9 protein-coding genes are annotated in these 14,350 nt (G+C 41.8%); 2 read left to right on the top strand and 7 right to left on the bottom strand.

The features are described from left to right. Position 1 precedes the first annotated feature (1 nt). The gene (locus DBR32_RS13650; protein WP_124636921.1) at positions 2 to 973 is read left to right on the top strand and encodes a hypothetical protein; all 972 of its coding nucleotides are present in this window, start codon (positions 2 to 4) and stop codon (positions 971 to 973) included. Here the strand turns inward: DBR32_RS13650 and DBR32_RS13655 are convergent, their stop codons facing one another. The 5 genes from DBR32_RS13655 to hemH all read right to left on the bottom strand — a co-directional run bounded on the left by DBR32_RS13655 (position 974) and on the right by hemH (position 8,694). Next, on the bottom strand, positions 974 to 1,750 hold the full coding sequence (locus tag DBR32_RS13655) for a TIGR02757 family protein (protein WP_124636922.1): 777 nt from the start codon (positions 1,748 to 1,750) through the stop codon (positions 974 to 976). Between the two features lie 5 nt (positions 1,751 to 1,755). Then, positions 1,756 to 2,421: a peptidylprolyl isomerase gene (locus DBR32_RS13660; RefSeq protein WP_199724508.1), complete on the bottom strand. Its 666-nt coding sequence runs from the start codon at positions 2,419 to 2,421 to the stop codon at positions 1,756 to 1,758. A gap of 71 nt (positions 2,422 to 2,492) precedes the next feature. After that, positions 2,493 to 4,610 carry an ATP-dependent DNA helicase RecG gene (gene recG, locus DBR32_RS13665; protein WP_370453705.1) on the bottom strand — a complete coding sequence of 706 codons (2,118 nt, stop codon included), beginning with the start codon at positions 4,608 to 4,610 and terminating at the stop codon, positions 2,493 to 2,495. 127 nt (positions 4,611 to 4,737) lie between these two features. Continuing rightward, positions 4,738 to 7,521: a TonB-dependent receptor gene (locus DBR32_RS13670; protein WP_124636924.1), complete on the bottom strand. Its 2,784-nt coding sequence runs from the start codon at positions 7,519 to 7,521 to the stop codon at positions 4,738 to 4,740. A gap of 147 nt (positions 7,522 to 7,668) precedes the next feature. After that, positions 7,669 to 8,694: a ferrochelatase gene (hemH, locus tag DBR32_RS13675; RefSeq protein ID WP_124636925.1), complete on the bottom strand. Its 1,026-nt coding sequence runs from the start codon at positions 8,692 to 8,694 to the stop codon at positions 7,669 to 7,671. 171 nt (positions 8,695 to 8,865) lie between these two features. Here hemH and hemA point away from each other — a divergent pair, with 171 nt between their 5' ends. Then, positions 8,866 to 10,101 carry a glutamyl-tRNA reductase gene (gene hemA / locus DBR32_RS13680; protein WP_124636926.1) on the top strand — a complete coding sequence of 412 codons (1,236 nt, stop codon included), beginning with the start codon at positions 8,866 to 8,868 and terminating at the stop codon, positions 10,099 to 10,101. Positions 10,102 to 10,273: 172 nt separating this feature from the next. On the opposite strand, the gene DBR32_RS13685 is transcribed toward hemA, so the two are convergent. Continuing rightward, positions 10,274 to 10,603, bottom strand: coding sequence for a multidrug efflux SMR transporter (locus DBR32_RS13685; RefSeq protein ID WP_124636927.1), 330 nt, complete (start codon positions 10,601 to 10,603; stop codon positions 10,274 to 10,276). A 159-nt stretch (positions 10,604 to 10,762) separates the two neighbouring features. Next, positions 10,763 to 14,344 (bottom strand): gliding motility-associated C-terminal domain-containing protein, encoded by a 3,582-nt coding sequence (locus tag DBR32_RS13690; protein ID WP_124636928.1) that lies wholly within the window; start codon positions 14,342 to 14,344, stop codon positions 10,763 to 10,765. Positions 14,345 to 14,350: the final 6 nt, after the last annotated feature.

Genomic DNA, 14,350 nt, shown 5'->3' on the forward strand with positions numbered 1-14,350 from the left:
TATGAAGCAATTATGCTTATGGCTTGCGCTTGGCTTAGGGCTTAGCGTGGGTAATAGTTATGGCCAGATAGGGAAAAAAATTGAAGGAGCTTATTCTTCTTCTCAAAGAGGAAATCCTGAAGGGAATGCAAGATTGTACATTACGGCCGACAATCATTTTGCGATCCCCTATTTTGGGGGTGTAGTGGTGGGCAAATGGCATGAAGAATCCAATGGGAAAATCCGTTTTGTGCCTAATCAGTACCCACATTCTTTTGCCGTATGGGCCTGGCACAATCCCGAACTCAAAGACAGTACTTCTTTCTATTTCAGTCAATGTCAGGAAGGCGAAAATTATTTTGGCTATAGTGATGATACGGCTAAAACAGACTTGAAACTAATCTTTAATACCGATAATAATTGTGTAGCTTATCCGAATGTTTTGATGCAAAAAGGAGTGTCACGCTATTTGCAACTGGTGGGGAAAGAAGGCCTTGTTAACCCGCCGCTGTATACCTTTAATAACGAAAGATTATATAATAGCTTTGCGGTTTTCTACATCAGTAAAAAGTCAGAAAAAAGGCCCTTTACCGGACAATATAAGGACGGAAAGCTTATGTTTGAGCGCTATCAGAATCAGTTTGATGTGAAACATGCCTTAAAAGATGAAAGTGAAGAAAATCTATCCTTTCTAAAGGAGCTTACGAAACATTCGTCTAATGAATTACCGGATACCATATTGATTAATAACCGCTTTAACCAGTATGATATGGAACTCGTCGATACATTGAACTATACATTTGATGTAGCCAAGAATGCGTTTGTCAATTTTCTGAATTATAAAGAAGGGGAGTCCGACGAAGCTTTAGAAGACTATAATAACAGCTTATTACTTTATCCCTATAAAAAGCTGCACTGGACAGAACAAAAGCTACCGGTGGCGATTAAATTATTACAACAGCCGATCTTTAATTTTACTTGCGAGGACCATTAATTAAAAACGCTCTTCTACTCCCAATGCGAATAAGGCATAATCATATTTAACCGGATCGAGCGGGTCAAATTGTTGCAGCGCATACGTGAGTTCCAAGGCAGTCTGCCAGTCATTTTGTTTGCGATGTATCAGGCCCAGCCTGCGGGAAACATCACTTACATGTGTATCTAGAGGACAGATCAGTTGTGCCGGGCTTAGAAAATGCCAAAGTCCGAAATCCACAGGACTGTCCTTTCGGATCATCCACCTCAAAAACATATTCAGGCGTTTGCAGGCCGATTTTTTGGCGGGGCTTGCAATATGCTTGCGCGTACGTTCCGGGGCATCTGCTATGTCAAAAAAGGAATGGTGAAAATGAATGAGTGCAGTAGCCACATCTGCCGGCGGCTTGCCCTGCGGCATAAACGCAGTTTCCAGACTCTGCGCGGTTGTAAAATGTTGTTTGAAAAAAGCAATGCAGTGCAGCAAATCCGTTCCGTTAAAAGTACGGTGTGCAAAAGCGTATAAAGGCTTCAAATCCTGTTCTTCATGATGAAGGATAAAATCGTGAGGGGCATGATCCATCATCTGCAGGATGCGGTTGCAATTATTGATGATCATCGTGCGGTTGCCCCAAGCTAAAATTGCGGCAAAGAATGCCGCAATTTCAATGTCTTGCTGTTTGGAAAAACGGTGCGGAACCGATACCGGATCTTTGGTGATAAAAGATGCCTGGTGATAGGTCTCAAACTTATTGTCCAGGAGTTTTTTTACCCCTTCAAAATGTTTTTTATCCATATTACTTACCACCAGATACCTAAGAATTTCTTACGGATTTTTACCGATTTAATGTGCTGGTCTTTATTGGGACGATCAGCCTGGTTTCTCGGTTGGTTCACTATTTTCTCTACCACATCCATGCCCTTCGTTACTTCTCCAAACACAGTATAGTTACCATCCAGAAATGGCGTACCACCTACTTTTTTGTACATCTCTTTTTGTACGTCCGGAATCTTTTTGTCATTTCTTTTCTCTATCTGCGTCAATTCTTCATCAGTATATTTCTTTCCGTCCACAATATAAAACTGACAACCTGAAGAGGCTTTCTCCGGATTGTTGTCTCTAGCTGCGGCTAAAGCACCTTTTTTGTGATAATATTCATAACGCAACTCTGCAGGGATCTTATATCCCACGTCGCCATCGCCTAACATTTCTCCGGGTTTGGCCGTTTTTGATTTCGGATCACCGGCTTGTATCATGAAATCAGGAATCACACGGTGAAACAATACACCCTCAAAAAAGTCGGACTTAGCCAGTTTTACGAAATTTTTGGTATGTAAAGGGGTATTTTTATATAGAATGGCTTCTATAGTACCAGCATCCGTTTTGATAATCGCTTTATATTTTTGGGCAATAGCGGCTATAGAGGACAATCCTATAAAGGCGCTTAACAATAAAATACGTTTCATCTGTATATGTTTTTTGAAAAAAATAATTACAAATTTAATGAGAAAAAATGACAGCACATAGCTGATTTTGTTTAGCTGATCTTATTCCAGTGCGGGGCATCGCTGCTCTTTTTGGTATGTAGTGCATTATATAGCATCCTGTGATTGGGATGAGAGAGTTCCGGATCGGCATGAAGCATTGCTGCCGCCGCATTTTTGGTTTCTTCTACAAGGGCAACATCCTGGATAATGTCGGCAATTTTAAAATCGAGTGCGCCGCTTTGCCGCGTCCCGTATATATCGCCGGGTCCCCGCATTTTAAGGTCTTCTTCTGCAATCAAAAAGCCGTCGTTGGTTTGGGTCATGATGCTCATGCGCTGGCGGCTCTCTTTAGAGATTTCGGTCGAGGTGAGCAAAATACAATAAGACTTCTCGCTGCCCCGACCTACACGACCACGCAATTGATGCAGTTGAGAGAGGCCAAAACGCTCTGCGCTTTCGATCAGCATAACCGAAGCATTGGGTACATTTACACCCACTTCGATAACAGTAGTGGAGACCAGGATATGCGCCTCTCCCGAAACAAAGCGCTGCATATTGCGTTCCTTTTCATCGGCTGCCTGCTTGCCATGTACCATAGCCACATTGTATTTAGGATCAGGAAAATGTGTTTTTACCTGTTCATAGTTTTTAAGCAGGCTTTCATATTCCAGCTTGTCGCTTTCATCGATCAGGGGATAGACAATATAAATCTGTCTTCCTTTTCCGATTTCGTATTTGATGAACTCCATCACTTTAAAACGGTTGCTGTCAAACCGGTGGATGGTGTGTATGGGTTTCCTGCCCGGAGGCAATTCGTCAATCACCGATACGTCAAGATCTCCGTAGAGTGTCATGGCGAGGGTACGGGGAATCGGGGTTGCGGTCATCACCAATACATGAGGTGCCAAAGTGTTTTTCTGCCATAATTTGGCTCTTTGGGAAACGCCGAAACGGTGCTGCTCATCAATAACGGCAAGTCCGAGGTTGTAAAAAACGACGGTATCTTCCACTAAAGCATGAGTACCTATAATAATGGCAATACGGCCTTCTTTTAAGTCTTCCAGAATCTTTCTGCGTTCCTTTGTCTTGACAGAACCGGTGAGTATCGCTACTTTTACCGGCATGTCTTTCAGCAGCTCGCTGATACCCTGAAAGTGCTGTTGTGCCAGAATCTCTGTAGGGGCCATCATGCAACTCTGGTAACCATTGTCAATCGCGATCAGCATACTGAGCAGGGCCACCATGGTCTTACCGCTGCCCACATCACCCTGTACCAAACGATTCATCTGCTTGCCCTGGAGCGTATCCATCCTGATTTCCTTAATCACCCTTTTCTGGGCATTGGTCAATTCAAAAGGCAGGTGATTGCTATAAAAGTCATTAAAATAATTGCCTACAGCGCCAAACACGTAGCCCGGTTGCTGATGGTTCCGCAGGTTAGCCTTAGTAATTTTTAGCTGTGCAATAAACAGTTCTTCCCATTTAAGGCGATGGCTGGCTTGTTCAAGGCTCCGGGCATTTTGAGGGAAATGAATTTGGCTCAGTGCCTCATAGCGGCCACAGAGATTATATTGTTGCAGCAGTTCCGGAGGTAAGGTTTCATAAATATCCGAAGGATTTATTTTTTCCAGTAAAGCCTGCGTCAACTTAGCAAAGGAACGGTTATTGACACCCTTGGCCCTTAGTTTTTCTGTTACACTATATGCCGGCAGCATGGTAGGGGTAGTGGTTTGCGCTCCCGGTTTAACCAATTCCAGTTCGGGATGGGTAATGGTTGGAAAGCCATTGAAAAAACTCAGCTTTCCAAATACACTGTAAGCCGTATTGGATTGTATATTTTTAGCAACAAAACTGATGCCCTGAAACCAAACTAGTTCTAATTGCCCGGTTTGGTCATACAGCGTTGCCGTCAGCCTCTTTTTGAAACCTGCACCATGCTCCTGCAGGTTCATGATAATCCCGCGCAACTGTACCCATTCCTGATCGGGTTGTAAGGATTTGATATGTTGCACTTGCGTGCTATCAATGTAGCGATAGGGAAAATGATGCAATAAATCAGAATAGGACGCGATGTTCAGTTCTTTACGCAACAACTCTGCCTTAAAAGAACCGACGCCTTTTAAGAATTCAATTGAAGTGTGTAATATGGGTTCGCCGCTGTAATTGATAAGATGATCATTTTAGAAGGACGCACAAAAATAAATAATAATTACCGTAAAGACAGCAGCGGTTACCCGAAGGCAACCGCTGCTGCATAAAAAGAGTAAAAAGGATAATTTTATCTTTCGGTCTATCCTAGAATTTGTAAGAATAGGTCAGTGAAAAAGTAGTACCTGGTCTGTATTGTTGTAAGATCCAGTCTTTTTTTGCTTGCATGGTACCATCTTTGAAAGCGGTTCCGGTAAACTTACCGTCAGTATCCTGATCGAAGTAGAATTGATAAGGACTGCTCAGGATGTCTTTTACATTCAATTTCAACTCACTTTTCTTAGACAGGTTATACGCTATCTGGAAGTCTAAGAGGTTACGCGGAGACTCATATACATCACCAAAGCGTTGATCACCCACCAAATATATTCTTTGTCCGATTACGTTGTACATAGCCGTTAAGTTCAGTTTATTATCCGGAGTATGGTAGCTTAAGCTGGTATTGATCATATAAGGAGATTGACCGGCTAATGGACGGGAGCTGGAAGAGATGCCATTAATGTATCTCACCGGATCAAGGGTCATTTTTGAATTGATATAGGCAACATTGGCATATAAGGTAAAGTTATCCATGAAGTCACCACCCAAGAAGCCCAGTTTTTTACGAATCTCCATTTCGATACCGATATTACGGGCATCTGCGAAGTTTTGTGTGGTAATATCATAAGCACTATTGGCACCGAATAATTGATTCTCAATAGGGTTTTTGAAACTTTTGTAGAATACTGATCCCGAAATGATCTCTCCAGGGGCCATAAAGTATTCATATTTTACGTCAAAGTTATTGATGCTGGTTCTTTTTAAATTGGGGTTACCGTTAATGTTGGCACTCAATTCATAGTCATAATAACTCACCAAAGCCAATTCTCTGAACTCCGGACGGGCTAAGCTTCTGAAATAAGAAGCACGTAAATTGGTTTTCTCATTCAGCGCATAGGTCAGGTTGGCAGAAGGTAATACATCCAACCATAATTCATCTACGAATTTCTGATCTACCGTGCTCAAGTCAACTTTGTAGGCCTCAAAACGAGCACCCCAAACCAATCTTAGTTTGTTGGTAAATTTATTGTCCAGCATCGCATAAGCGCCTGAAGTAGAAGAAGAGGCAGTGTACGCATCGGCTACACCTGTTTGGTCTCTGAAATCAAATAATTGATTCTGGATATTGGCAGGAGTGAAGATATCTTGTATTGGATTTTTTAATACCGCATCATTACCCGGAATGACGGTAGCACCAATGTATCGGTTATTGAAATCTCTGTAACGGTATTGTGCAAATAAACCGGTTTTTAAAGTGGTTTTATCAAACCAGCTTAAAGGCTTGCTATAGTTCAGATTGGCATTAATAATTGACTCGCCCAGTTTGCTGAACATTCTGTTGTTGGATTTTCCTAAAGTACCCAGATCAGCCAAATAAGCTTGTTGCTGATCGCTGTAGAAGTAAGAAAGCTTTTTCTGATCAGGTTGGTTGTTGCTGATGTAGTTATAAGAAACCAACCAGTTGACCTTGCTTTGGCCACTGCCCACCTGATGTTCTCCACTTAAAGTTGTTTTGAACAGAGATTTCTGTACGAGGTCAAAGGCATAATAACGGATGTCATTAGAACGACCGATATTCAAACCTTCACGATACAGGAAATTGTCATCAAAATTGCGGTTAAATAACGTTTTAAGGCCGATTTTACTCTTACCATAATAATAACCCATATTGACTACACCACCAATGCTGGTAGAATAGTTATAGACATTATCCGTATAGTTAAAGTCATCGTACTGGCGTACAATATTAGGTTTAATATTTTCGCTGTGGCTATAGTTCAGGGCCGCGAAGAAACCAAATTTTCTACCCTTATCTAAACGGTAAACCCGTCCCATTCCGGCTTGCAGATTGATGGCCGGTAGGGCAGAACGTGTGGTGACATTGTAATCATTATTCAGCATACCCAGGTAGCTGGCGCTTTGACTGGCGCTTGGGTTCTTTTGGGCTTGTGCAACTGTAGGGAATGTTTTAGGCAGTTGTCTGCCATTATCAAATCCTAAAAAGTCGGTGCTGCTTTTATATCCTGTTTTAAAATCTTTAAAAGTAGAGACGGTATTATAAGCGGTACCGATGCTCACATTATTAAAGTTCTCTTCCGGTACTTCTTTGGTCAGTACATTGATTACCCCACCGGCAAAATCGGCAGGTAAATCGGGCGTACCCGCTTTCGTAATCACAATATTATCAATTACTGCAGAGGGAATGATGTCAAAAGAGAAGGCTTTACGGTTCGGTTCGGTACTAGGCAGTACGGCATCATCTACCAAGGCGGTATTATAACGGTCACTTAAACCGCGAATGATTACAAATTTATTATCCTGAATAGTGGTACCACTTACACGCTTTAAAACATCGGCTGTATTTCTGTCTGGAGAACGTTTAATGGCTTCTGCAGAAATACCGTCGGAAACCGAAGCGGCATTTTTTTGCATGGTAAACAAAGCATTTACCGTCTCTTTTTTCAGAGAACTGCTAACGACTACTTCATTTAGTTCTGTAGATTTAGATTCACTCATCACTACATTCACTGCCGGTGCCGGCTTTCCTTCCAGAACGGCGATATCGGTAATCTCTTTGCTCTGATAGCCCATACTTTCAATCACAATCTTGTAATTGCCGGGCTTTAGGTTAAAGTCGAAGTTACCATCAATATCGGTCAGTGCCGTTAAAGTACTTGTGGTTTTTCCTATTTCGAAAACACTAACGGTTACCCCTGGTAGGCCTTCGCTGGAAGCGCCATCTTTAATGTTTCCCTTTATTGAAGGGGCATTCTGAGCGAAAGCGGTTGTGGCAATAGTGGCCATGGCAACTGTAGTAATAATTGTACGCATGCTTTTAGGTTATGTAATTTGCGCGCAAAGGTTTAAACTTAGTGTTACTACAGTTTGAAATTATTGTTACGAAATTATTAAGTTATTAAAAAGGGGCTGCCGGATCGTTCCGGAAGCCCCTTTTTAGCATGCAGGTCATTATATATATTATACAGCAGTACCTGCTAAGGTAATTACTGCAGCGACCCAATCGTCAGCAGTATTCATACAGGGAATGTAATCATACTGTTCACCGCCGTTATGTACAAAATCTTCTTTACCCCTCATTTCTATTTCTTCCAGGGTTTCTAAGCAGTCGCTGACAAACGAAGGACAGACAACTTTAAGCTTTTTTATGCCCAGAGCAGGCATTTCCGGGATCACCGTTTGGGTACTTGGCAATAACCAGGGGTCACGGCCCAATCGGCTTTGGTAGCTTTGCTGCCATTTATCTTTAGGAAGGCCCAGCTTTTGTGCCACTAATTCACTGGTTATACTTACCTGATGCCGGTAGCAGGTCTTATGGCTTGTGCTTGGCGTTGTACAACAGTTTTCGACCTTCATACAATGTTGTTGTGTCGGGTCTGTTTTGATTACATGACGCTCCGGTATACCATGATAGCTAAATAAGAGTTGGTCGTATGTTGTGGTGTCGGCTACATGAGGGCGCATACTATTGGCCAAGGCCTCAATATAGGCCGGGTGATTGTAAAAAGGAGGTACAACACTCAGTTTAAACTTATATTTAAGTTCTTTTTTGGCTTGCACCATATGTTCTACGGCCGTTTCATAGCTGCTCATGGCATAATGTGGATATAAAGGAAAGAGTATAACCTCCTCCAAATCGGGACATTGTGCTAGTAATTCCTCATATGCCGCCTGTGGGCTGGGATTGCCGTAGCGCATAGAGATGGCCACCGGCATATCTGTTTTTGCGGCTACCTTTTCTTTTAATTGTTGGGTAAGGACGACCAGAGGTGAGCCTTCTTTCCACCAGATTTGCTGATAAGCCTCTGCCGATTTTGGTGCCCGAAAGGGAACAATAATACCCTTTACTAATAAGTATCTTAATAAATAGGGCTTATCGATTACACGCTCATCCATTAAAAACTCGCTAAGGTACTTTCTTAAATCCTTCACCGAAGTGCTGTCCGGTGATCCTAAATTCATTAATATCAACCCCTTTTTTGCCATAATGGATGTGCTTTTTGCAAAAGTAGTGCTAAATAATCATTTGTAAGAATTCTGTAGAAATCATTGTGTTTTTGCTTTTATGACAATTGTATGACAGTCTGATAAATCCAACTTTGAAAGGAAGGCGTACCTTTGTTAGGACATATTACATAAATTGCCCTGACGACGACAATGATTTTAGCAGAAAAGAACAATTTACAAGACTTTTGGTGTATTGGTATTAGTCATCAAGGTACAAATACAGAGATTCGTAGCCGTTTTGCTATTAGTAATGAAGCCTATGCTGGGATATTGGCCAATGCGGCTACTTATGGCGTTGGTGCATTATTTGTTATTTCCACTTGCAATCGCACCGAAGTCTATGGGATTGCCAAAGATGCGGAATTGCTTATGGCTTTGATATGCCAATATACAGAAGGAGATATAAGAGAATTTAAACAATACGCTTATATTAAGGAACGCACTGCAGCGATACAACATTTGTTTAGCGTAGCTGCGGGCATTGATTCTCAGATCCTGGGCGATTATGAGATTGTAGGCCAGTTGAAAACGGCCTATCATTTTGCTAGGGAGCAAGGTAGTACCAATGCGTTTATAGACCGTCTGTTTAATACGGTGTTACAGTCTTCGCGCGCGATCAGAAGCCAAACGGATTTGAGTAGCGGTACGGTATCGGTTGCTTATGCGGCCGTTCAATTTTTAAAAGAACACATTACGGACCTGGCCGCACAAAAAGTGCTGGTTATCGGAGTAGGGGATATTGGCCGGAATACCTGTAAAAATTTGATACAGGAAGTCGGGCTAAAGCATATTGCCGTGGTAAACCGCACAGAAGAGAAAGCGGCTGTTTTTGCGGCAGAGCTGGGGATTCAAAAAGTAGCTTTTGCAGACCTCAACCAGGCCATCAAAGAATTTGATGTGATTATTGTGGCTACTAATGCAAGCAAACCTATTGTGACGACGGCTCATCTTGATGCAAATGATGTGAAAACGATTATTGATCTGTCGATTCCTAATAATGTAGCAGCCAATCTACGCGATTATCCACACATTAAATTGGCTAATGTAGATGATCTGTCTAAGATAAATGATGCGACCCTGCAACGCCGTGAAGAAGAAGTGCCCAAAGCAAAGGCACTGATCTCTTTTTATATACATGAGTTTGCAGAATGGTACCTGATGCGCCAAAACGTTCCGGTGTTGAAAGTAGCCAAAGAAAAAATAAAGGAATTGAATGGAGAATTGGCCGATGCCATTGAACATAAAGAATTTTCGCATACCGTACAAAGGGTTTTAAATAACATGGCGGTAAAACTGAAAAGTGAGCATAACCGCCCCGGTTGCAGCTATATTGAGGCGATCAACGATTATATTAAATGTGCCGATCCTGCTGCTAAAGCAAAATAATATAAATTATTAAAGAGCAATAGATGCGTTATTCTTAAAGGAGTAACGCATTTTTTTGTGGTCGATTGGCAATGTAAAGCGGGTAGAAGGCAACTGTTAAACAAAATGCGGCGACAGCACCTGACTTTTGGGGCATGGTAAGGTAGCGGCCTTTTAGGATATGTGGCCCTGATTAATGAGCAACGGATTTGGAAAAGAAATTCATGACAATAACTCCGGTAACGATTAATATTATTCCGATAATTGCGGGCAGGTCTAATCTTTGTTTGAACACAACTACTGAGATTATGGCTGTTAAAACAATCCCTAAGCCTCCCCAAATAGCATATGCCACACCTAAAGGGATACCTTTAAGCGCCTGGGATAAAAAGACAAAACAAGCTAAGTAGGACACGATTGTTATCGTCGATGGAATCCATTTCGTAAAGCCATTAGATGCAGCTAAAAAGCTACTGCCGACCACCTCAAAAATGATGGCTAGCGCCAAAAACAAATACTTCATCTTTTATTACCTTTAGTATATACAAATAAACAATTTAATCATCGCAAGGGGAACAAGCACCCTCAAATATATATAAACTCCTTACGGCAACATATAGCATGGCCAAAAACAAAAAGCCCCGGATGAAATCTCATCCGGGGCTTTTTAGAGCGGGCTGCCTTATCTGTATAAGGTTACATCGCCTTTGTATGTTTTGATTGTTTTGTTTGGAAGTTCTACTCTGATGATGTAGCTATAAACGCCTTGAGCACATTGGTCTCCGCTTAAAGTTCCATCCCAACCGGTCATAGGGTTACTTGTGGTAAACACTTGTTGTCCCCAACGGTTATAGATTTCAAATTGTAACAATTTCTGGAATTTCGCATTGGTCAATCCGAATACATCATTTTTGCCGTCACCGTTCGGTGTAAATGCATTTGGCATGATCGGATCTCCAGGATATTTCACTTCTAGCTTAATGTCAGCAGTGTCTTTACAACCGTATTCATCCACACCGACTACACTGTATGTTTTTGGTTCTAATACAGGGAAAGTACGTGCATTTTTTGAATCTGGATCATAGAACATATTAGTCGGGAACCAAGAGTAGAATAGGGCACCTGATGCAGACATATCTACTTCTTTACCGTAATCAACCATTGTACCGCTAAGAGGTAAAACATTAGATAACTGGAATGCTGGTCTTACGCGAACGATAATGTCATGTGTGGCAGAACATTTCGCTAAAGGCGTGGTTGCAATGAAATGGTAGTTATATACGCCGGTTGGTCTGTACAAGAAGTTCGTGGCAACATTCGTAGCTCTTAAACCGGTACCTGGAGACCAGTTGTAAATGTAATTTACAGAATCCGGAGATACCAAAACGGGAATAGGAATACTGTCTTGTCCGCAAACCATCGTATCGGAAGCCATACTGATTAAAGGGTATTGCTCTACCAATGCATGGAAGGTTTTGCTGTTTGGAGGACAGGTAGCCGGAGCATTAGGTTGTCTTACGGTAATGGTATAATCACGTGTGGTTAATAAGATAGGGTTGATCGTTAAACTACCCAGGTCATATTGTACCGGTGTCCAATTGAAATTCAAAGTAGGATCCGTTGCGCCTGTAATGGAAATTTGAGTGCCCGGACAATAAGCCGGTAAAGGCGTAGAAATACCTACATAAAGAGAATCTAATATGTATACTGTATCTCTTTTAATTACATTTTGTACACCATTGTCACAACCACAAGGGTTTAAGGCTTCAATAACCACCATTTTCTGGCCGGTAGGCATATTCGGAACCAATAAAGGTTTTACCTCAATTGTTCTGCTGGTCGTCATCGCACCGAAATATACGGTATCTGCTAAATATTGGTAATCGGTGCCATTCGTTGCATCACCTAATTTGTTGATATGTAAAATCATCGGTACCGTAGTGTCTCCACCTCTGGTAAACGTAATTTTAGCGGAGTTACAACCTCTAACCGTGTGTTTCAGATTCTGATTACCCCCTTGGCCTGATTGTGTTTCCATACCAATGCTGATCACATCAAAGTCAAATTTAAACGTGATGTTGTCATTAGCACCGCCATTCAATTTTATAGGAGCATAAGATCCTGAAGTCGTTGGGAAGTTACCGTTAGTACCACAAACAGATTGATATACCACTCCGTTTGGATCCATTCTACAAATACCGGTATGGAAGTGATCACCACTTGGGCTACCATAATAACTACCGAATAATAAGTCAGAGAAATTGGCTTCAAATGCGGCGAAATAGAAGGATTTAGGAGACACGTCAAATGCATCCGGTGTTAAAGGCATACCGGTTTGATTCGATCCTAATACTGTTGAGATTAAAATGTTTCCACAAATATCAACCATCATTGCGGTTGGGGTAATACCCGTACTTGCGGCACCGGTTCTTGTAGAAGCAACGCTGCTTGATAAGGTTGGGTTTAATTTATGAAGAAATACACCTCCGTTAGCCACAAGACCTTGAGCTACAGTATTCGTTACCGGATAGTTACCATTGGTTTTTCCGGCAATGAAGATGTTATTACCACAGTCAAATGCAACCCTCATTGCAACATCTGTTCCACTTGTACCTAAGTAAGTAGTAGACAGAATCGTTGGTGTATTGTTGCTGATTCTGGTTACAAATCCGTCTGTACCACCACCAGATGCGGTTTGATAAGCACCCGAGCTGGTTGGGAAGTTAGCAGATTCTGTATAACCGGCAACCACTACTTCGTTGGTCGTCTTATTGTATTCGATGCCTATCGCACCATCCCAACCGCTACCACCTAAATAGGTAGAATAAGTCAAGCTGGTCAGATTGGGATTCAGTTTTGAAATTACGGCATCATAACCACCCGTATTGGTCGCATGAGCAGCCGTTGCTGTTACCGGGAAATCCGTAGATCCGGAATTGGAGACAACCCATATATTACCTTGTACATCAAATGCAATGTCGGCAGGGTTACCATTCGATCCACCTAAAGAAGTGTAGGCAAATGTTGATCCGATCTGTAACGATTCCATACCCGATCCACCCAAATAAGTACTGGCCAGGATGGCATTACCATTTGTAGCGAATTTTACAACAAATATGTCAGACGCACCATTGAGTGTTGATTGATACGCACCGGCAGTAACCGGCATGTTTGGTGTGCTTACATTACCTGCCATTACCAGTTGGTTACTGTCATTTACCCTTAAGGTATTAGGCATTAAAGAACCACTTATTCCACCGAAATAAGTAGAATAAATTAAAGTTGATCCGTTGGCAGAGTACTTATTAATAGAAGGAGTATTCGTACCCGAGAAGGTTGTTTGGTAAGCACCTGTTGTTGTAGGCCATCCTGTATTGGTCGCCATGGCAGCAGTATAGGTACAGCCTAATTTGTCAAAAGTAGTAGAGTGTGCATAGAAGTAGTTTGAGCTACCAACACCACCACTAAAAGTTGCAAATATTAAGTCCGGGTCAATAACCAGGTCATAGTTTTTGTTATAGCCATTCGGAAAGTCAAAAGAAAGCATTCCTTTCTCGAACTTGTATTTGGAAGCAACCGGAACTTGTTTACCATCGATAACCTGATACGTATACGGTGCTTTTTCCACTACTTTATTAATGCTTGTAGGCACCAAAAGAGAACCGTCTTGCTGCAATTTGGGACTTACCCCGTCAAAAGAGAACTTAATGACATGAGGATTCGCACCTTGCTTTACAATAAAGTCATACTTTACATTGTTGTTAGCACCTGCATATACTTTTAGGTCTACTCCGTTATACACATCATGTTGTGTAACCGTTTCGTACAAACCGACATTACTGGCCCACTTTGTCTGATCATTGTTGATAAAGTAGTTTTGGTAGGTCGGTAGTTTTCCGGAAGTCGTATAAGAAGAAGTACTGTTGGCTCCTACAAAGTTTACTTTATAGGCATGGCCTCTGAGTTTGTCTTCAATTTGTTTTCCTTCATCGGCAGCCTTGTGATATTTTTGCATATCCTCGCCGCTTAAGAAATTGTAAACAAAGCCTTTGTCAGTAAGGAACATAGCGCCCTCTCCTACATTAACTTTGTATTTAGCTTCCGATACCCATTGCCCTTTGTTTTCAATAAAAGCAATCGATTGCTTTGCCTCAGCCTCATGATTGTGGCCGTCGTTGGCAGAATGGTCGTGTGCTTTAGGGTTAGCCCAACTCGTTGTTACGGCTAATCCTAAGATACTCGTGATTAATAAAAGTTTACCCATAGTACA

The sequence above is a fragment of the Taibaiella sp. KBW10 genome, from assembly GCF_003852495.1.
Taxonomy (GTDB): Bacteria; Bacteroidota; Bacteroidia; order Chitinophagales; family Chitinophagaceae; genus Edaphocola.

Coding starts and splice junctions, on each gene's coding strand:
- DBR32_RS13685 (WP_124636927.1), bottom strand. CDS start 10,603: ATGAAGTATTTGTTTTTGGCGCTAGCCATCATTTTTGAGGTGGTCGGC.
- DBR32_RS13655 (WP_124636922.1), bottom strand. CDS start 1,750: ATGGATAAAAAACATTTTGAAGGGGTAAAAAAACTCCTGGACAATAAG.
- DBR32_RS13690 (WP_124636928.1), bottom strand. CDS start 14,344: ATGGGTAAACTTTTATTAATCACGAGTATCTTAGGATTAGCCGTAACA.
- hemH (WP_124636925.1), bottom strand. CDS start 8,694: ATGGCAAAAAAGGGGTTGATATTAATGAATTTAGGATCACCGGACAGC.
- DBR32_RS13650 (WP_124636921.1), top strand. CDS start 2: ATGAAGCAATTATGCTTATGGCTTGCGCTTGGCTTAGGGCTTAGCGTG.
- DBR32_RS13660 (WP_199724508.1), bottom strand. CDS start 2,421: ATGAAACGTATTTTATTGTTAAGCGCCTTTATAGGATTGTCCTCTATA.
- DBR32_RS13670 (WP_124636924.1), bottom strand. CDS start 7,521: ATGCGTACAATTATTACTACAGTTGCCATGGCCACTATTGCCACAACC.
- hemA (WP_124636926.1), top strand. CDS start 8,866: ATGATTTTAGCAGAAAAGAACAATTTACAAGACTTTTGGTGTATTGGT.